Genomic DNA, 16,680 nt, shown 5'->3' on the forward strand with positions numbered 1-16,680 from the left:
GCAGGTGCCCCCCTATTGACGATAGACATCGAGCAGATTCTTCGTCTTCCCGTGCAGCTTCAAGGCCAGCTTCATCGCCCGGCGCAGCATCGCCAAAGTGTCCTGGGACAGCTCCCCCAATTTGACATAGCTGTTGCTGCCGTATTGCCCGTCTCTCCAATGCAAGGGGGTGATCAGCCGAAGTCCCATCAACAAGCGGAAGTGCTGTTCGACATCCCGGCAAAACGCTTCTGGCCAAATCCTGCGCGTACGCAGCGCAAGCAGTCTTTCCAGCGTTGAGGTGACGTAAATTCCATGGGCGAGGGAGAAATGGCGGACGCAATTGACGAAAGGCAGGTAGACGCCCTCCTTTACATTGACGGCCCCCTGATACCGCCCGCTCTGATCAGGCGCCAGCCGTCCAAGCCAGGTGAGCGGGATGCGATGGTACAGCGTATTGCTCACCAGCCTTTCGATCAGAAGAGGATTGTTGGTAAGCAGGGTCCGGTAATAACCGGCAACGGTGGCGAAGGCGGAAGGCTCCCCCCAAATGACGCGCGCATCGCTGAAAAGAAGGAGATAGCGGGAATGTTCCCAGGTAGGGTGAGAGGCCCAGTGCTCCAGGCGCTCCATCCATTGCTCCGTACTTCCGCGCCAGCGGGCGGAGACACATGTGACATTCCCGTGGCAGGGGGGATAGCCTACCTGCTCCAGCCCCTGTACAATGACGGCTCCCAGAAGATGAAAATAGCCTTCGATATTTTCCCGTTCTTTTGTCGATAAGCCATGCGGCAATTGATAAACGAGTCCATTGTCCTGATCGCTTGCGACTGCCTGTTCACACCGGCCGCCGCTGCCGAATTGCAGATAGGCAAAGGGGACGGGCGGGGTACCTACGCCCATTTTTGCCAGCTGTCGGACGGCGAGGAGAACACCCTGCCGGATCAGACGCTCGTGGATGAGATTGACGAGTACGGCAAACGGAGCCAGCTCGGCAGCTCTCCGGATGCCCTCCAGCCGCGACGTTTCCAGCAGCTCCCCGCACAGGAGGGCAAGCTCGCGAAAAGTAGAGGCTTCGCTGATCCGGTGGACATCATCGGGTGAGAGAATGAGAGCCGTTTCGTTTGAAGGAGGAGATATGTTCTGCGGGAAGCAGCTCGGGATATCCGTATCCCCCGTGTTCGCTAAGGTCAAGACCGATCACCTCTTCTTCCTCGGTTACTCGCAGGCCGATAGTCGCTTTTAAGGCTGCCAGAATGACATACGAAACGATAAAGACGTACAAGAGGGACCCGACCAGACCAAGCGCCTGAACGCCGAGCTGGTGCCAGCCGCCGCCGTAAAACAGGCCGGGAGCGCCTACGCCTGCCTGTTCGACTAATTCGGGAGTGGCAAAGAATCCAGTGGACAATGTCCCCCAGATACCCGCCACGCCATGGACGGAAAAGGCGTAAACCGGATCGTCAATTCCTTTTCTGTCAAACCAGATTGCAGTAAAGTATGTCAGAATACCTGACACAGAACCGATGACTACGGCGGCCCAAGGCTCCACAAATGCGCAGGAAGCAGTAATCGCTACGAGTGCGGCGATGACGCCGTTCAACATGGTCGGAATATCCGCCTTGCCCGTGACGGACCAGGCGATCGCCATGGCGGCAACAGCCCCGGCGGCAGCCCCGAGATTGGTCGTCAATGCGACATACGCAAAAAAGCCCGAGGTGCTGCCCAGTGTCGAGCCGGCGTTGAATCCAAACCAGCCGATCCAGAGGAGAATCACGCCAAGTACGGTGTACACCTGGTTGTGTCCGGGGATCGGGTTGGAGCTGCCGTCTCGGTTGTATTTGCCGATCCGCGGTTTCAGCAGGATGGTGGCCGCCAGAGCCGCAACGGCACCCTGGAGATGAACAACGGTAGACCCGGCAAAGTCCTGCATGCCGAGTTCTGCCAGCCAGCCGCCGCCCCATACCCAGTGGCCGATGACCGGATAAATGACAATGGTAAACAAAAAACTGAAAATGACGTAAATGGAGAGCTTTGCCCGCTCGGCAAAGCCGCCCCAGGCGATGGCCAGCGACACGGCTGCGAAAGCGAGCTGGAACAGAAAAAAGAGGGAGATGGGAATGTCGGCGGCAAAGGCATTGCTGAAGGAATCAGCAGCGTTTTCGCCGGAGGGATCGAAGAAAAATCCGCCAAGCCCGATAAATTCATTGCCGTTTCCGAAGGTAAGTCCAAAACCGAGGGCCCAAAACGCAAGCGTGCAAAGTCCGAAGGTGAGCACGGTTTTTCCTGCTACGTGGCCGGCATTTTTCATCCGGGTCGAGCCTGCCTCCAAAAGGGCGAAGCCGGCTTGCATCAAGATTACCAGTATGGCTGCGACCATGACCCATGTAGCATCAATCGCAGAGGCAAGAGAAGCGAATGTCGGTTCCATCCTTTCCACTCCTTTTATGTCAGTTTATCTGACATTGTATATTTGTGTCAGATTATATGACATAAGAAAAAAGAATGCAATCCGTTTTTTCTGAAAACTGCAAAAAGAAAACACCAGCCCCCGGCTCATGCCGAGAATGACTGGTGTTTGTCCTGTCTGGCCTTCCGCTCAAGTGCCAATCCGAGCGCACACATAATGGCCAGGAACAATCCGCTTGCGAAAAATAGCTCTTTGACGGGCCATGTTCCGAGCCACAGGGCCCCCATGCTGCTGGAGAGCATGGAAAATCCGGTGAACATCAGCATATTCAGCGCATAGATTTTGCCGGTGTTGGAATCGGCCGCCTTTGTTTGGATGGCGGTAACGGTGGGGATTCCGATCAAAGGTCCGCCAACGCCCGCGATGGCGGCTGCCAAAAAAGCGAGCCAATGGAGGGCGAGCCCCTGCGTCAGCAGAAGAAATCCGACCGCCTGAACAAGCCAACCGGCGATGATGACCAGCAGGTGGCGCTGATACTGGAGGCGGGCCATAAAGAGACTGCCCAGCAGATTTCCTATCCCGTAGAAGCCGATCAGGACTGCGAGCATACTGCTGTCGCCTTGCCCCATCTCGTTTGCGAGAAAAGGAAATCCTACGTTCCAGCACACCTGCCAGACGAGGAAGCCCATATTGCTGAATAGCAGGATAACGAACAACAAGCGATTGGTTTGAAGCTCTTTTAAGCCATATCCGATGTCGCGAATGTACTGCCCCGCAGATAAACGGCTCGTCACCGTTTCCTGACCGCTTCGCGGGATTTTCCCCAGGGCATAGAGGAAGCATGCGGACAGCAGATAAGCAAACGCATTGATAAAAAACAGGGTGGACAAGGGCACCCACGCTGCAATTACACCGATCGTCATTGGCGCGGCGATACGCACGGTCCGGAAGGTGGTATCCAGGATGGCGTTGGAACGGCTTAACTGTTCAATAGGGACGATTGCCTTCAATGCGACCGTACGAGCTGGGTGGAACAGGCTGGAGAAAACACCGATCAAAAATTGGGCGGCCAGGAAAAAAGCGAACTGCTTGACGCCGAGTGCTGTCATGATTCCAACGAGGACAGCGACACTGATGCGGGCCAGGTCAGCTCCGACCATGAGCGAACGAGGATTGTATCTGTCCGCCAGTACGCCTCCGATTAAATAGAACAACAAGCCCGCTGTCATTTCAGGGATGGCCAGCAGACTCAGCGCTGTCCCTGATTGGGTGGCTTGCAGGAGATACCACAGCAAGGCAAAGCTGTAGCACTGGTCGCCGATATTGGCAGTCAGCTGAGCCAGCCACAGCAGCAGAAACGAACGGTTTTTCCACAATGCTGACGATTCCACACCCATCTCTCCGTCCTGCGAATATTCAGACAAAATATTTTTACCAGATCAGAATAGCAGGCAGCCTTGATAAAGTAAAGGAATATCCGCAGACGCTGCTCATCGCTTTTTATTCACGGTTCGCTTGCTGGGCATAGGTGGGTGAAGCCGCGTCTATACTGCGGTAATTTATGAAAAAGCAAAGGAGCCTGTTTGATAGCAGGCTTCTTTGCTTATGATCGGTTTATTCAGGTTCCGTCAGGCTCCTTCAGCCAGCAGTCCCTGCTACATGGGACGATTGTCGTTTGTACGATCCGCTTGATTATGCGCTTTGGAATGGCCCTGATTGTCTTCTGTATGCGTGTCGTCAGCTACTGTGCTGCTCGTCAAGCCCGTGACTGCCAAGCCTTTTTGGTTCAGGTTTTTCGCGCTTTTCCACTTTGCCATGTGGCACTCATTCCTTTCCGGGGGTCATCTCACTGTTACGTTTCCATCCCGATCACCTCGTTACTCAGCCACTTTTTGCCGCAATATTGCTCCCGCTTTACACAAGTAAGGTATACTAAGTCTATAAAATAACTTGTGGAACAACCGGGAAAGGAGGCCTCCGGGATGGATCACGAACGGGCTATTATCGTCGAGGGAAAAACAGACCGGGAAAGGCTCCGAAAAGTATTGGCGGAGCCGGTCCTGATCGTCTGTACGTACGGGTCATACAGCGCCGAAAAAGCTGCCCATCTGGAAGAGCAATTGGAAGAGGAAGAAGAGATCTACATCTTTACGGACGAGGATGACAGCGGCAAGAAATTGCGCTCCCAGTTGCAGGAGGATTTTCCGAATGCCACTCACCTGCATACCCAGGCACTTTACGCCCAGGTGGCGCACACTCCGCTGGACGTGCTGGCAAACATCCTCGAGCGGGCGGGCTTTTCGGTGGTTGGGGGAAATGAGGAAAGTGATTATGGGCGGGGATAACTTCAGTCGGGAACGGCAATAACAACAAGAGATGCTCTTGTTGGAGGTGTCGTAGTTTGCACAGCCTGGCGTCCTTTATAAACCGAATGAATGTGTTCGTCTGGTTGATCGGCATCTTTGCCGCTCACGCACTGCTGTATCTGTTTCTGGGAACGGCGACCTGGCTCGCTACCTCGCTGTTAGCCACGGCGTTTTACGGGATTGTCCTGCTTGTAGCCAAACTGGTCGCCAGCCGTTATGACGACAGGGAAGAAAGCAAATGAAGGAGTCGGTCGGCTTAGGGCCGGCTTTTTTCATGCCGTTTCGAGGCCGTTTTGATGCCGTTTTTCAGGCCGCTTGATGCGGTTTCGATCCGTTGCAAGGCTGTGTGGCGGCGCTGCATGGCGGTCGGACAGACAGGTCGGACCCTGTTACACGGCCACCTGTCTGTCCGATCAATGTCCCATGAATTGCATGGCAAGGATGACGGCTCCCAGTATCCATACGTAGACGGCGAAGCCCTTCATCGAACCGTTGCTGATAATTTTCAGCATCCAGCGAATGGCTACATAGCCGGCAATTGCAGCAAATCCCGTTCCTACAATCATCGGTATGAGATCGATTGTTTCCAGTGGAGTTTTTATCAGCTTCACCGTTTGCAAACCCGATGCCCCCAAAATAGCCGGGAGCGACAGGAGAAACGAAAAACGGGCCGCATCCGCACGGGCAATCCCGCGCATCAGTGATCCTGCGATAGTCAGTCCGGAACGGGAGATGGCAGGCAAAATGGCGGCACCCTGCAGCGTTCCGATTATCAGGGCGTCGGCGTAGGTGATTTGTTCAAAGGTGCGGGTTCCTCTGCGCATGGATTCTACCGCCCACAGGATCGCTCCAGTAGCGAGGAACTCCCAGCCGATCGTCAAACCAGTCCGTGATATTTCTTCAAAGAAGTCCTCAAAAAGAAGACCGATGGCGGCCGTAGGAATCGTTCCGACGAACAGCAATCGTGCCAGCTTGCCGGTCGGATTCAATAAAACGTGTCGAACCTCGGACCAAAAGACGATCACCACCGCGATGAGGGTGCCAAAGTGAAGCATGGTATCAAACAGCAGCCCGGCTTCCTGCATATCAAACAGCATCCGGAACAAAACCAGGTGGCCTGTACTGGAAATCGGCAAAAATTCGGTTAAGCCCTGTACGATTCCGAGAAAAATATGCTCAAGCAAAACCAACATCGTCTGTTCGCTCCCATCCTTTACATGTACATTGTTGTTAGGGGGAAAAGGACAAAATACTGCCCCCTTGTACACCATATGTATGTGGGAAAAAGGGAGACTTGCCTCTTTTCACTGGATCGTGCTTGTCTGTTGTAAAAAGTTGTGGAATTTACCAAAGGAAAATAGGTATAGTTAGGGTGCACATGCACGGAAGCGAGGATAAACGAAAATGAACCAACGAAACCCAAGGAATCAAAGGAATCGTCCAGACCAGCGGAGTCAACGAAATAAACGGCCGCTGCGCGATTTGAGCGGCAGGCTGATCAGCTCAGCGGCAAAAAAGAAGGCCTACACGCCTCCCGCCGGATTGCAGGCAGGGATGCTCTTGACCATGACCGTGGAAAGGGAGATCGAGCCGGGTTACTTTCTGCGAGCCGGAGAAGATGAAGTGTTCCTCCACCGCAGAGAAGCGGAAGGAAGGCTCTCCATAGGCGACACAGCAGAGGTTTTTCTGTATCATGACCACGAGAATCGGCTGGCGGCCACCATGGACATGCCCTATGTAGGCTTGAATGAATACGGCTGGCTGGAAGTAGTGGATATTATGCCGCGGATGGGCGTATTTTTGGACAACGGCATCGAAAAGCACTTGCTCCTGTTCACAGATGATCTGCCCAAGCTGAAGGCGGAGTGGCCGCGGATCGGCGACAGGCTGCTGGTTACATTGAAGCGGGACAAGCTGGGGCGCCTTTTGGCCAAGCCGGTCACAGAGGAAGAAATCACCAAAATCTCGGTACCTGCGACGAGCGAAATGCACAATCAGTGGGTAGAGGGAACAGTCTACAAAGTAATTGCGGCCGGGGCGTTTTTATTCACCGAGGAAGAACACGTCATGTTCATTCACAGGGACGAAATGACGGAACCTCTCCGCCTGGGCCAATCCATCCGCTGCCGAGTCAGCTACGTTCGCGAAGACGGACGGATCAACGGATCGATGCGCGTTCGCAAAGAAGTGCAGTACGGAGAAGATGCCGACAAGCTGCTTCAGTATTTGAACAATCGGGATGGAGCTATGCCGTATACAGATGATACGCCTGCCGATGTCATCAAGGAGAAGTTTGGCATGAGCAAATCCGCCTTCAAACGAGCGCTGGGAAAATTGATGAAAGAGCGGAGAGTAGAGCAGGCAAATGGATGGACGAGACTGGTGGACATCCCCACACCGCCTCATTCTTGAAAAACATATCTCACACGATACGGGCCCCCTTTCTAAAAAAGGAGCCCGTTTTTCTTTTGGAATCGCGGCGTTGCCTATTGCTGTATTTGCCAAGTCTCGATAGCTGAATCTGGACATAATAATGGTCCCGATTTCAAAAGCTAGGCATGGAGGAGTGGTGGTCGTACGCATGATTATCTTTCAGCTGGCGATTATTTTGCTCGCATCGAAAATAGCCGGTGATCTCGCTGCCAGAATCGGACAGCCATCGGTTCTCGGAAAGCTTCTGATCGGGATTATCCTCGGCCCTGCGGTTTTGGGCATCATCACAAGCACGGAAATTATCGATGAGCTCAGCGAAATCGGCGTTATTTTGCTTATGTTCCTCGCTGGGCTAGAGACGGATATCGAAGAGTTCAAGCGGACTGGCAAGGCATCCGCCTATGTGGGCGTTATCGGCATCATCGTCCCCCTCTCGCTGGGGTATGCAACCGGACTGTTTCTGGATATGTCGACCTTTGAAGCGATCTTTCTCGGACTGCTGCTCTCATCGACAAGTGTGAGCATTTCCGTGCAAGCCCTTAAAGAGATGGACAAATTAAAGTCCAGGGAAGGCATGACCATTCTGGGTGCCGCTGTAATCGATGACGTTCTGGTGATTATCATCCTGGCGTTTCTCATGAGTGCGGCCGGAGGCGAAGTGAACCTGGGCATGCTGATTGCCAAAAAGGCAGGTTTTTTTGTGGTCGCCATTTTGTTGGGGTGGATCGCCGTTCCTTGGCTGTTAAGACGATTTGCCCCTCTCCGCGTGACAGAATCGGTGATTTCTGCAGGCTTGATCATCTGTTTTCTCTATGCCGCAATGGCCGAATACGCAGGTGTTGCAGATATTATTGGAGCTTATATCGCGGGAGTGGCGATCAGCCTGACCGATTTCAAGCATGAAGTGTTCGAAAAGGTGGAAACGATTGGTTACTCGGTATTCGTGCCTGTTTTCTTTACCTCTATCGGGATCGCGGTCGACTTCGAAGGACTTGGCAGCTACATAGGGGTCATTGCAGCGCTCAGCCTTTTGGCGATATTGACAAAGCTGCTTGGCTCGGCTGTCGGCGCCTTTTTTGCCGGATTTGACTGGAGAAGCTCATTTGGCATAGGCTCGGCGATGGTCTCCAGAGGCGAGGTGGCATTGATCATTGCCGCAATCGGACTGGAAAGCGGGCTATTGGCGGAGCAGTTGTTTCCGGTCATCGTGATCGTTGTGTTAGTAACAACGGTGGTAACCCCGCCGATGATGAAGGCGTTTTTCAAGGCATGAGAAAGTGAAGGCCGTAGAGAATGAAGCCCTGAGAGAATGCCGGGGTGATAAAAAACGGCTGCTGATGATCAAGCTTTGCCAGACCTGATCATTTATGCTCAACTTGATACGAAAAACGGGCCCCCTTTCTAAAAGAGGAGCCCGCTTTTCGTAAACATGCAGTTGGTTTATTCGCTTTTTAGGCAGATGCAGTAACCTGCTTTTCTTTACGCCCTTTGTAAATGGAATAAGCGAAGACTGCTGCCAGAAGAGCGAGACCGGCAATGTCCGTGGTCAATCCAGGAATAACAGCCAGAATGCCGCCGGCTGCTGCCAGGATGCGCTCCAACGGATTCAATTTGGACATCCAGAAACCGATAATTCCGGCACCGACACCAATCATGCCGAGTACAGAAGTAATCATTACCCAGAGCGATTCCATAAAGGTGGTATCAATCAACAGCAATTGCGGTGAGACGACGAAAATGTACGGAGCCATAAAGGCGGCGATCGCCAGCTTGGTCGATTGTACCCCGGTCTGCATCGGCTTTGATTTGGCTAAGCCGGCGGCGGCGAAGGCCGCTAAGGCGACAGGCGGCGTAATGTCCGCAACGATACCGAAGTAGAACGTAAACATGTGAGCGGCGAGATCGGGAACACCCATCTGGATCAAGGCAGGTGCTGCGATCGTCGACGTAATGATGTAGTTGGCTGTCGTTGGCGTACCCATACCAAGAATCAGCGAAGCGATCATCGTGAAGAACAGGGTCAGGAAGAGAATGCCGCCTGCCATATCAATCAGACCGTTTGCCAGTTTGAGACCGATACCGGTAAGGGTGACTGTACCTACGATGATTCCCGCACAAGCGGTAGCGGCAACTACCCCCAACGCCGTCCGGGCGCCGGAAGCGAAGGCTTCCAGAATATCGGAAATAGACATGCGTGTCTCTTTGCGGAAGGCGCCTACGACAACCGTAGAAGCAATCCCGATAATGGCGGACATCTCAGGTGAAACACCGCTCATCAAGGTAAAGATGATCACAAAAATCGGCAAAAGCAGGTAAATCCGTTTCAATACTTCTTTTTTATCGGGCAATTCCTCTTTTTTCAGCCCGCGCAAGCCGAGGCGTTTTGCTTCCAGGTGGGTCATGATCCAAACTCCGGTGAAGTAGAGAATGGCTGGAAGTGCAGCTGCTTTGGCAATTTCGAAGTAAGGCTTGTTCAAAAACTCGGACATCAGAAAGGCTGCCGCCCCCATGATTGGCGGCATGATCTGTCCGCCAGTAGATGAAGCGGCTTCGACGGCACCGGCGAATTCACTGCGGTAGCCGAGGCGTTTCATCATGGGAATCGTAAAGGACCCCGAAGTTACTACGTTTGCGACCGAGCTGCCGCTGATCGTTCCTTGCAGAGCGCTGGAGAAGACCGCCACTTTTGCCGGTCCGCCAATGCGGCGCCCAGCGACGACGAGGGCGAGATCGTTGAAGTATTGCCCTACGCCAGTCTTTTCAAGAAAAGCCCCAAACAGGATGAACAGAAAAATGAACGTAGATGATACGCCAAGCGGTGTGCCCAGAATCCCTTCCAGCGTAAAGAACGAGTGGCCGATGATCCGGTCGACATCGTTTCCGCGGTGTTCAAGGAAACCGGGCATATACGGACCGAAGTATGTGTACAGCAAAAACAGAGAGGCGATGATGGCGATCGGAAGTCCGACAACGCGGCGAGCCGCTTCCAGTACGAGTACGATGGCGATACCGCCGATTACCAGATCGAGCGTGGTAAAGTTCCCCGTACGTACGACCAGTCCCTCGTAATCGTATACCCAATAGAGAGGGAGGACAAAGGCGATGACTGCCAGGAGTATTCCGAAAATGCCAATCTTATGGTTATTTCTTTTCGTGCTGAGCGGATACAACAAGAAGATCAAACCCAGACCGAAGGCCAAGTGAATCGGACGGTGGATTTGCGGGGGCAGGGCATAAAAGATCGTACTGACTAGCTGATAAACCGTAAACAAAACCAACAGACAAAAGGTAATCCATTTCATCGGGCCGATGTAATTCCGTACGGCCGATTCCTTGTCGTACTGAGCAATTAGCTGGTCCATCTCTTGCTGACTCATATTTTGTGTGCTCAATCTAGTACCCTCCAATCTCATTCAAAATGGAACGCTTCTCCACCTGAATGGTAACGGCCGCTCCCGGCCTGTCGACGCTTGCGAGCGGTATTTCCCTTCCAGCGAAAAGCAGTGTATGATTAGCCCTCACCTGACCGATGAACAGGTGCAAGGCAGGGAAGGCGCGATTCATATTGACAACGCGAAACTGGCCGTCTTGGCTGATCAGCTTTTCTCCGGGAGCAAGTTCGCTTTCCATGCCAATGCCGTAATCCTGAAAAGACATTTCGGATAAAAGGATGTGCCCGTCTCGGATGAGGTAGGTCTCTACCACGGGCGTGCGGTGAATGGAATGAGTCCAACGTATGGAAAATGTGCCATTTTCTTCGATGCGGCCGCTCCAGATCGGCCGGTTTGTCTCCGTGTCGCGGATGACCAGAGACGGGAAGAAGGGGATGACAACCAGTGAAAGCACAGCGATGAGACACAGTAAGGAGAAAAGGCGGAACGACGTCCGCCCTTTCCCGGTTCCTACTTGTTTTTGCAGAAACATAGGGTAATTACTTTACGCCTTTTTCTTCAAAGAACTTCTTCGCGCCAGGGTGTACAGGCAAGCTCACGCCGGCAAGTCCTTCTTCAATGGTGATTTCTTTTGCCTTGGCATGGCCGAGCTTGTCAGTGTTTTCGAAGATCGCTTTGGTCGCTTTGTACACCAGATCTTCGCTCAGGTCAGCGCGAATGACGAGCATGGCTTTGACAGAGACAGTGTTGATCTCTTCCGGAACCGTTTGATACGTGTTGGCCGGAATTGTTGTTTTTACATAGAACGGATATTTTGCGATCAGCGCATCGATCTTGTCTGCGTCAATCGGGATGATTTTTACGCCCTTGGTCGCAGCCAATTCGGTAATCGCAGCGGTTGGAGTTCCAGCAGTTTGGAATGCCGCATCCAGTTTGCCGTCCTGGATTGCTTTCGCAGAATCAGCGAAGGAGAGGCGCTGCAGTTGCAGATCATCAAACTTCAGGTCATATGCTTCCAAAATTTGCTGTGCGTTCATCTCGGTACCGCTTCCAGGTGCGCCTACAGATACGCGTTTGCCTTTCAGGTCAGCTACACTTGCGATGTTGCTGTCGCTGGAAACAACAATTTGGATCGTCTCGTTATAGAGAGCACCCATCGCCTGGAATGCATCGATTTTGCCATCTTGCTGGAACATATTTTCGCCTTTGCTGGCGTAATCGGCGATGTCACTTTGTGTGAAAGCGATATCAGCTTTCTTGTCGCGAATGAGGCGGATGTTTTCAGCCGAAGCTCCAGTTGCTTGCGCCGTAGCGGTTACGCCGGCATTTTTGCCGATCAGGTCAGCCATACCGCCGCCCAGAGGATAGTAAGTTCCGCCGGTTCCGCCGGTTGCGATGATCAACTGGGAAGGATCGTTGCTTCCGCCACCGCTTCCGCCGGTGCTTCCACCATTGCCGCCTTGGGCGCTGTTTCCGCCACCGCCGCCACAGGCTGTGACCAAAGACATGGTCAGAAGCAGTGTCAGAGAAAGAAGGAGACTGCGTTTTTTCATGAAAATTCCCCCTTATTTAAAATATCTGTTCATTTCCTATAGTACCTCTTTTTCGCAAGAATACAATATTTATGCGAAGACAAAGGTACTACCATCAAGCAGTGTAAGCGCATACCTATAAAAAACTACAAAAAACTATACGAAAATATAGTAAAATAAATGTCGAAACCATTCGACAAAAGAAAGCGAACGATTATGAGAGAAAGCGTATACATTTTGCTGCTGATGCTGATAGCCGTCCCTATTGCCGGAGAACTGAAGTTTCACCCGTTTCAGGATGACTTTCGGATCAGCTTTGGAACGACGGCCTTTTTCTTTTTTTTGCTATGGCTGAGGAAAATCCCTTCCTATATAAGTGGGCCGCTTACGGGATGCATGGTCATCCTGTTTCGGCTGGGACTCGATTGGATCGCCGATGAGCCTTTTGACTTGCTCGCATCGTTCCAGATGCATCTTCCTGCTTTTTTCTTTTACGTCACTTTTTCGGTTATTTTTGCGCTGTTTCGCGTCAATCAGCTTCATCATGTTCCGTTAGCAGTCGGTTTGCTCGCTACTGTTGCCGAAATCGCCGCCAATTTGGTCGAGCTGGCTTTCCGCTCTCCGCAGTGGGATGCCGTTTTTCAGTGGGAAGTGATCAGCTCTGTCGCCGTAATCGCTCTGATCCGCAGCTTTTTCGTGCTGAGCTTCTTCAATATGATTCAGCTTCGGCAGGCCAAGTGGATGGAGGAGCAGCAGCGCACTCGAAATGAGCACATGCTCATGCTCGTTTCCAGCCTGTACGAGGAGTCCATTCATCTCAAAAAGACGCTCCAGGATGTGGAGGAGATCACCAGAGACTGCTATGAGCTCTATCGGGGACTAAAGGAAACGGACGGACAGGGAAAGGGCTACGCCAAGCAGGCGCTCCGGATTGCCGGACAGGTGCACGAAGTGAAAAAGGACAACCAGCGGATCTATGCAGGCCTCTCCAAGCTCATCTCGGACGAAAACGACCGGGATTACATGCCTCTGGGCGAACTGCTGAAAGTGATTGTGCGGGCAAACGAAAAGTACGCCAGGCTGCTCGGAAAGGATATCAGGCTGACCTATCGGGTGGATGTTCCTTTTCTCGCCTGCCATATATTTACGACATTGTCCCTTTTAAACAATCTGGCAGCAAACGCAGTGGAAGCGATCCGCGAGCGCGGTGCGATCGCCATCACTGTGAAGCTGGAAGAAGGCCAGTTTCTTCTTTTTACAGTAAAGGATGATGGTCCCGGCATTACTCCGAAGAATCGGGAGCTTCTCTTCGTGCCCGGTTTTACGACCAAATACGACGTGTCAGGAAATCCTTCTACGGGAATCGGCCTTTGCTATGTCAAGGAAGTCGCGGATAACTTGCGGGGACAGGTGGAGCTGTTGGAAGGAACGGACGGGTACACAACGGTTTTTACGATCCGTTTGCCGGTTGCAAATCTGGTCCAGAAAGGTTGATAGCATGCGTTACTTCATCACGGATGACGATCAGGCGGTGCGTTCGATGCTCGCTCACATTATCGAAGATGCCGATCTGGGAATAATAGCGGGAGAAGCAGAAGACGGCTCGCAAATTGACGGAGATTTTTTGCGATTGAAACAGGTCGACATTCTCTTGATCGATCTTCTGATGCCGAACCGCGACGGGATTGAAACGATCCGGCAGTTGATCGGCTTCGAGGGGAGGATCGTCATGATCTCCCAGATCGAGTCGAAGGAAATGATCGCGGAGGCGTATTCGCTTGGAATCGAATACTACATTACAAAGCCGATCAACCGTCTGGAGGTTTTGAGCGTCTTGCAAAAAGTGCAGGAGAGGATCTTGCTGCAGCGTTCCATTGAAGGGATTCAACGCTCGCTCAGCGTGCTCCAGGGCGGTGCGGCAAGAGAGCCGCGAGAACAGCCGTTTACCGAGAAGACAATCCAGACACCTGGCAAGTTTTTGCTGACCGAGCTGGGCATGATCGGAGAGAGCGGAAGCAAGGACCTGCTGGAAATGCTCGATTATCTCCATCGTCAAGAAGGTATGCAAACAGGCGTTTACAAATTCCCTGCATTAAAAGAAATCTTTTTGGCTGTCGCGCAAAAAAAGCTGGGCGATCAGGCGAGCGGCTATGAGCTGCAAAAGGAAGTAAAAGCGGCGGAGCAACGGGTACGCCGGGCGATTTACCAGGCGCTTTCCCATCTGGCCTCACTTGGACTGACTGACTACGCGAATCCGAAATTCGAGACCTACGCCTCCACTTTTTTTGATTTTACCGAAGTGCGCAAGCGGATGAGGGAGCTGGAAAACCAGATCGAGCCCGGCCCGTCGTCGACGAAAATCAACACAAAAAAGTTTATGCTGGTGCTTTATCTGGAAGCAAAGCGCTTGTTGGGATAACAATAGAAGAACGAGGCGGCGTAAGAGTACAATCTTTTTGATCATGGCGGTATTTATGGTAAGATAGCACTATTAATAGAAAGAGAGCCTGCGCATGCCGATCAGGCAGCAAAGGCATGTGACACGGCGGAAACGCGTTGTCGGTTAGGAGGGAATTGCGTGAGGGAGCTACGACATCCGTGGCAATTGCTGTATCGGATGTATCGCCATGTGCAGCCGGTTTTGGAGCGGGAGTTTGACGCTTGGTATGGACGGGCCCAAAGAATTGAGGACCCGGAATTGCGCAAACAGGCGATGGCTAGCATGGAAAGCAAGAAGTTTCACTGTCAGGGAGGATGTGTTTACGCGGCACAGGTAGTACCTCACATCGAAGTGATTGTACCGCTAATCGTGGCCTACCAGACGATCAGCGACTATCTGGACAACCTGTGCGACCGGAGTACGTCGCTGGATCCCGTGGACTTTAGGCAGCTTCACGTATCCATGCAGGATGCGCTGACGCCGGGAGCGCCGCTGCAGGACTATTATCGATACCGGGACGAAAAGGACGATAGCGGTTTTCTCGCGGAGCTGGTTTTGGCTTGTCAGCGGTATACGGCACAACTGTCCGGCTATGAGAAAATCAAGCCGCATGTTCTGAGATTGTCTCGTCTATACAGCGATTTGCAAGTGTACAAGCATATTGCTCACGATCAGCGGGAAGCGCGGCTGCTCGCCTGGTGGGATGAGCACAAGGAAGAGAATTCCGAGCTGTACTGGCAGGAATTCGCTGCGGTAACGGGATCGACGATCAACATCTTTGCGCTGTTCTGCTTGGCGACGGACGAGGATGTCCCGGATGAGCAAATTCTTGCGATAAACGGGGCGTACTTTCCCTGGATCAGCGGCTTACATATTTTGCTTGATTACTTGATTGATATGGAAGAGGATCGGCTCGGCGGAGATTTGAATTTTGTCAGCTACTACACTTCCGAGCGGGAAGCTACCGAGCGGCTGCGGCATTTTATCAAGCAAGCAAAGGCAAGCGTAGACCGCTTGCCCAATCCGGATTTTCACCGTATGATCGTAGACGGACTGGTCGCCTTTTACCTGGTTGATCGCAAGGTAAACCGGAACCAGCCGCGCATATACACCATTGCCAGAGAACTGTTGAAACAGGCCAGGGGGTTGCCTTCAGTATTGTTCTACGTGAATAGTCTGCTCGTCAGGCGGTAGGGTCTCGGTTTTAACGCAAGTGCTTCCGCTTGTACGAAAAGCCATACCCCATCAGGGCGCAGGCACCGAGGATTCCTCCGATGACACCCAGCGGGCTGCGTTCACCGATAGCGACACCAACCCCGATGAAGCAGGCTGCTACGCCCAGAGCCAGCGTTAAGGTAACCCATTGATATCGATTCATCGGTCGTAACCTCCTATCTGTCAATGTTCCCATTATACCTTATTTTCCTTGAAAATGATTGAATTCCGTTAGCATGGAAGAAAGCAGCAAATCTTTACGTGAAGTGGTGGAGACTCGGATGGACAGCTTCTTACAAATAAAAAAAGGAAAGCAATTGTTCGAAGGCAGTGTCATCTATGAAGAAGGTGATTTGATCGAAGCCGTCTTCCCTGAGATTGCAGAGGTAGTGGTGGGCGATCAGTTGCCATGCTTATTGACCGATAATTACGAGACAATCAGTAATTTTGAGGCGGTCGTTGTGGCGAAAGAGAAGAATCGCCTGTTTCTTTTCCATTCCCCGACGGCGATCGAATTTCGCGAACAAAGGCGTCGGTATCCCAGGTTCGACGTTGATATGAGCGGATGGATCAGGTATAAAGCGGACCCCGGACAACACAGATTTTCTCTCCATACACAGAGGGTGGCCTTGATCAATCTGAGTCTGGGGGGACTGGCCCTGCGCGTAGACCGGCCAATCCCGCGCGAACAAACGATCACCTTTTCCACAGAACTGTACGGCCGCCATCGGGAAGACGGCGTGGTCCTGGCCGAACTGCAAGTCATACACGAGAGAATGGAAGGGGGCTTTTACTTTTACGGCTGTAAAATCGTCCGTATTCAAGCGCGTTACTTCCATGCTTTGCGCAAGTATATCCTGCAGAGACAACTGGAAGAACGACGCCATTTCCTTCCGGAATAAAATAAGCAGAC

General features: G+C 52.4%; 17 protein-coding genes. 8 read left to right on the forward strand and 9 right to left on the reverse strand.

Annotated elements, in window-relative coordinates:
* Positions 1-12 precede the first annotated feature (12 nt).
* The 4 genes from NSQ24_RS05300 to NSQ24_RS05315 form a co-directional block, all read right to left on the reverse strand.
* The gene (locus NSQ24_RS05300; protein ID WP_003391050.1) at positions 13-1,173 is read right to left on the reverse strand and encodes a DUF294 nucleotidyltransferase-like domain-containing protein; all 1,161 of its coding nucleotides are present in this window, start codon (positions 1,171-1,173) and stop codon (positions 13-15) included.
* Complete coding sequence (locus NSQ24_RS05305; RefSeq protein ID WP_031932125.1) at positions 1,073-2,410, reverse strand: ammonium transporter; 1,338 nt, start codon at positions 2,408-2,410, stop codon at positions 1,073-1,075. The genes NSQ24_RS05300 and NSQ24_RS05305 overlap by 101 nt, the downstream gene beginning before the upstream one ends.
* Positions 2,411-2,535: 125 nt before the next feature.
* A complete protein-coding gene (locus NSQ24_RS05310) occupies positions 2,536-3,780 on the reverse strand; it encodes an MFS transporter (RefSeq protein ID WP_024985407.1) in 1,245 nt (414 codons plus the stop codon).
* A 264-nt stretch (positions 3,781-4,044) separates the two neighbouring features.
* A complete protein-coding gene (locus tag NSQ24_RS05315; RefSeq protein WP_003391057.1) occupies positions 4,045-4,206 on the reverse strand; it encodes a hypothetical protein in 162 nt (53 codons plus the stop codon).
* Positions 4,207-4,371: 165 nt separating this feature from the next.
* Here NSQ24_RS05315 and NSQ24_RS05320 point away from each other — a divergent pair, with 165 nt between their 5' ends.
* Positions 4,372-4,734 carry a toprim domain-containing protein gene (locus NSQ24_RS05320; protein WP_024985408.1) on the forward strand — a complete coding sequence of 121 codons (363 nt, stop codon included), beginning with the start codon at positions 4,372-4,374 and terminating at the stop codon, positions 4,732-4,734.
* 56 nt (positions 4,735-4,790) lie between these two features.
* Positions 4,791-4,997 carry a hypothetical protein gene (locus NSQ24_RS05325; protein WP_003391063.1) on the forward strand — a complete coding sequence of 69 codons (207 nt, stop codon included), beginning with the start codon at positions 4,791-4,793 and terminating at the stop codon, positions 4,995-4,997.
* A gap of 171 nt (positions 4,998-5,168) precedes the next feature.
* On the opposite strand, the gene NSQ24_RS05330 is transcribed toward NSQ24_RS05325, so the two are convergent.
* Complete coding sequence (locus NSQ24_RS05330; RefSeq protein ID WP_003391064.1) at positions 5,169-5,948, reverse strand: undecaprenyl-diphosphate phosphatase; 780 nt, start codon at positions 5,946-5,948, stop codon at positions 5,169-5,171.
* A 361-nt stretch (positions 5,949-6,309) separates the two neighbouring features.
* Here NSQ24_RS05330 and NSQ24_RS05335 point away from each other — a divergent pair, with 361 nt between their 5' ends.
* Both NSQ24_RS05335 and NSQ24_RS05340 read left to right on the forward strand, forming a co-directional pair.
* The gene (locus NSQ24_RS05335) at positions 6,310-7,167 is read left to right on the forward strand and encodes a S1-like domain-containing RNA-binding protein (protein ID WP_339168013.1); all 858 of its coding nucleotides are present in this window, start codon (positions 6,310-6,312) and stop codon (positions 7,165-7,167) included.
* Between the two features lie 169 nt (positions 7,168-7,336).
* Positions 7,337-8,461 carry a cation:proton antiporter gene (locus tag NSQ24_RS05340; protein WP_339167369.1) on the forward strand — a complete coding sequence of 375 codons (1,125 nt, stop codon included), beginning with the start codon at positions 7,337-7,339 and terminating at the stop codon, positions 8,459-8,461.
* Positions 8,462-8,639: 178 nt separating this feature from the next.
* Here the strand turns inward: NSQ24_RS05340 and NSQ24_RS05345 are convergent, their stop codons facing one another.
* Genes NSQ24_RS05345 through NSQ24_RS05355 form a run of 3 tightly spaced genes read right to left on the reverse strand, consistent with a single transcriptional unit; the run spans position 8,640 to position 12,133 of the window.
* A complete protein-coding gene (locus NSQ24_RS05345; protein ID WP_031932127.1) occupies positions 8,640-10,601 on the reverse strand; it encodes a TRAP transporter permease in 1,962 nt (653 codons plus the stop codon).
* Entirely contained in the window at positions 10,582-11,112 is a 531-nt protein-coding gene (locus tag NSQ24_RS05350) for a DUF1850 domain-containing protein (protein WP_003391073.1), read from the reverse strand. Before NSQ24_RS05350 ends, NSQ24_RS05345 begins: the two co-directional genes overlap by 20 nt.
* Before the next feature lie 7 nt (positions 11,113-11,119).
* Positions 11,120-12,133 carry a TAXI family TRAP transporter solute-binding subunit gene (locus NSQ24_RS05355; protein ID WP_003391074.1) on the reverse strand — a complete coding sequence of 338 codons (1,014 nt, stop codon included), beginning with the start codon at positions 12,131-12,133 and terminating at the stop codon, positions 11,120-11,122.
* Between the two features lie 195 nt (positions 12,134-12,328).
* Between NSQ24_RS05355 and NSQ24_RS05360 the strand changes: the two genes are divergently transcribed.
* The 3 genes from NSQ24_RS05360 (at position 12,329) to NSQ24_RS05370 (ending at position 15,746) form a co-directional block, all read left to right on the forward strand.
* Positions 12,329-13,606: a sensor histidine kinase gene (locus tag NSQ24_RS05360; protein ID WP_339167371.1), complete on the forward strand. Its 1,278-nt coding sequence runs from the start codon at positions 12,329-12,331 to the stop codon at positions 13,604-13,606.
* A 4-nt stretch (positions 13,607-13,610) separates the two neighbouring features.
* Complete coding sequence (locus NSQ24_RS05365; protein WP_251237653.1) at positions 13,611-14,531, forward strand: response regulator; 921 nt, start codon at positions 13,611-13,613, stop codon at positions 14,529-14,531.
* A 159-nt stretch (positions 14,532-14,690) separates the two neighbouring features.
* On the forward strand, positions 14,691-15,746 hold the full coding sequence (locus NSQ24_RS05370) for a tetraprenyl-beta-curcumene synthase family protein (RefSeq protein ID WP_003391081.1): 1,056 nt from the start codon (positions 14,691-14,693) through the stop codon (positions 15,744-15,746).
* 10 nt (positions 15,747-15,756) lie between these two features.
* Here NSQ24_RS05370 and NSQ24_RS05375 read toward each other — a convergent pair whose 3' ends face one another.
* Positions 15,757-15,930 carry a YlaF family protein gene (locus NSQ24_RS05375; RefSeq protein ID WP_003391083.1) on the reverse strand — a complete coding sequence of 58 codons (174 nt, stop codon included), beginning with the start codon at positions 15,928-15,930 and terminating at the stop codon, positions 15,757-15,759.
* 118 nt (positions 15,931-16,048) lie between these two features.
* On the opposite strand from NSQ24_RS05375, the gene NSQ24_RS05380 reads away from it, so the two are divergent.
* Positions 16,049-16,669: a PilZ domain-containing protein gene (locus NSQ24_RS05380; protein ID WP_003391085.1), complete on the forward strand. Its 621-nt coding sequence runs from the start codon at positions 16,049-16,051 to the stop codon at positions 16,667-16,669.
* Positions 16,670-16,680: the final 11 nt, after the last annotated feature.

It is taken from the genome of Brevibacillus sp. FSL L8-0520 (assembly GCF_037963895.1).
Taxonomy (GTDB): Bacteria; Bacillota; Bacilli; order Brevibacillales; family Brevibacillaceae; genus Brevibacillus; species Brevibacillus borstelensis.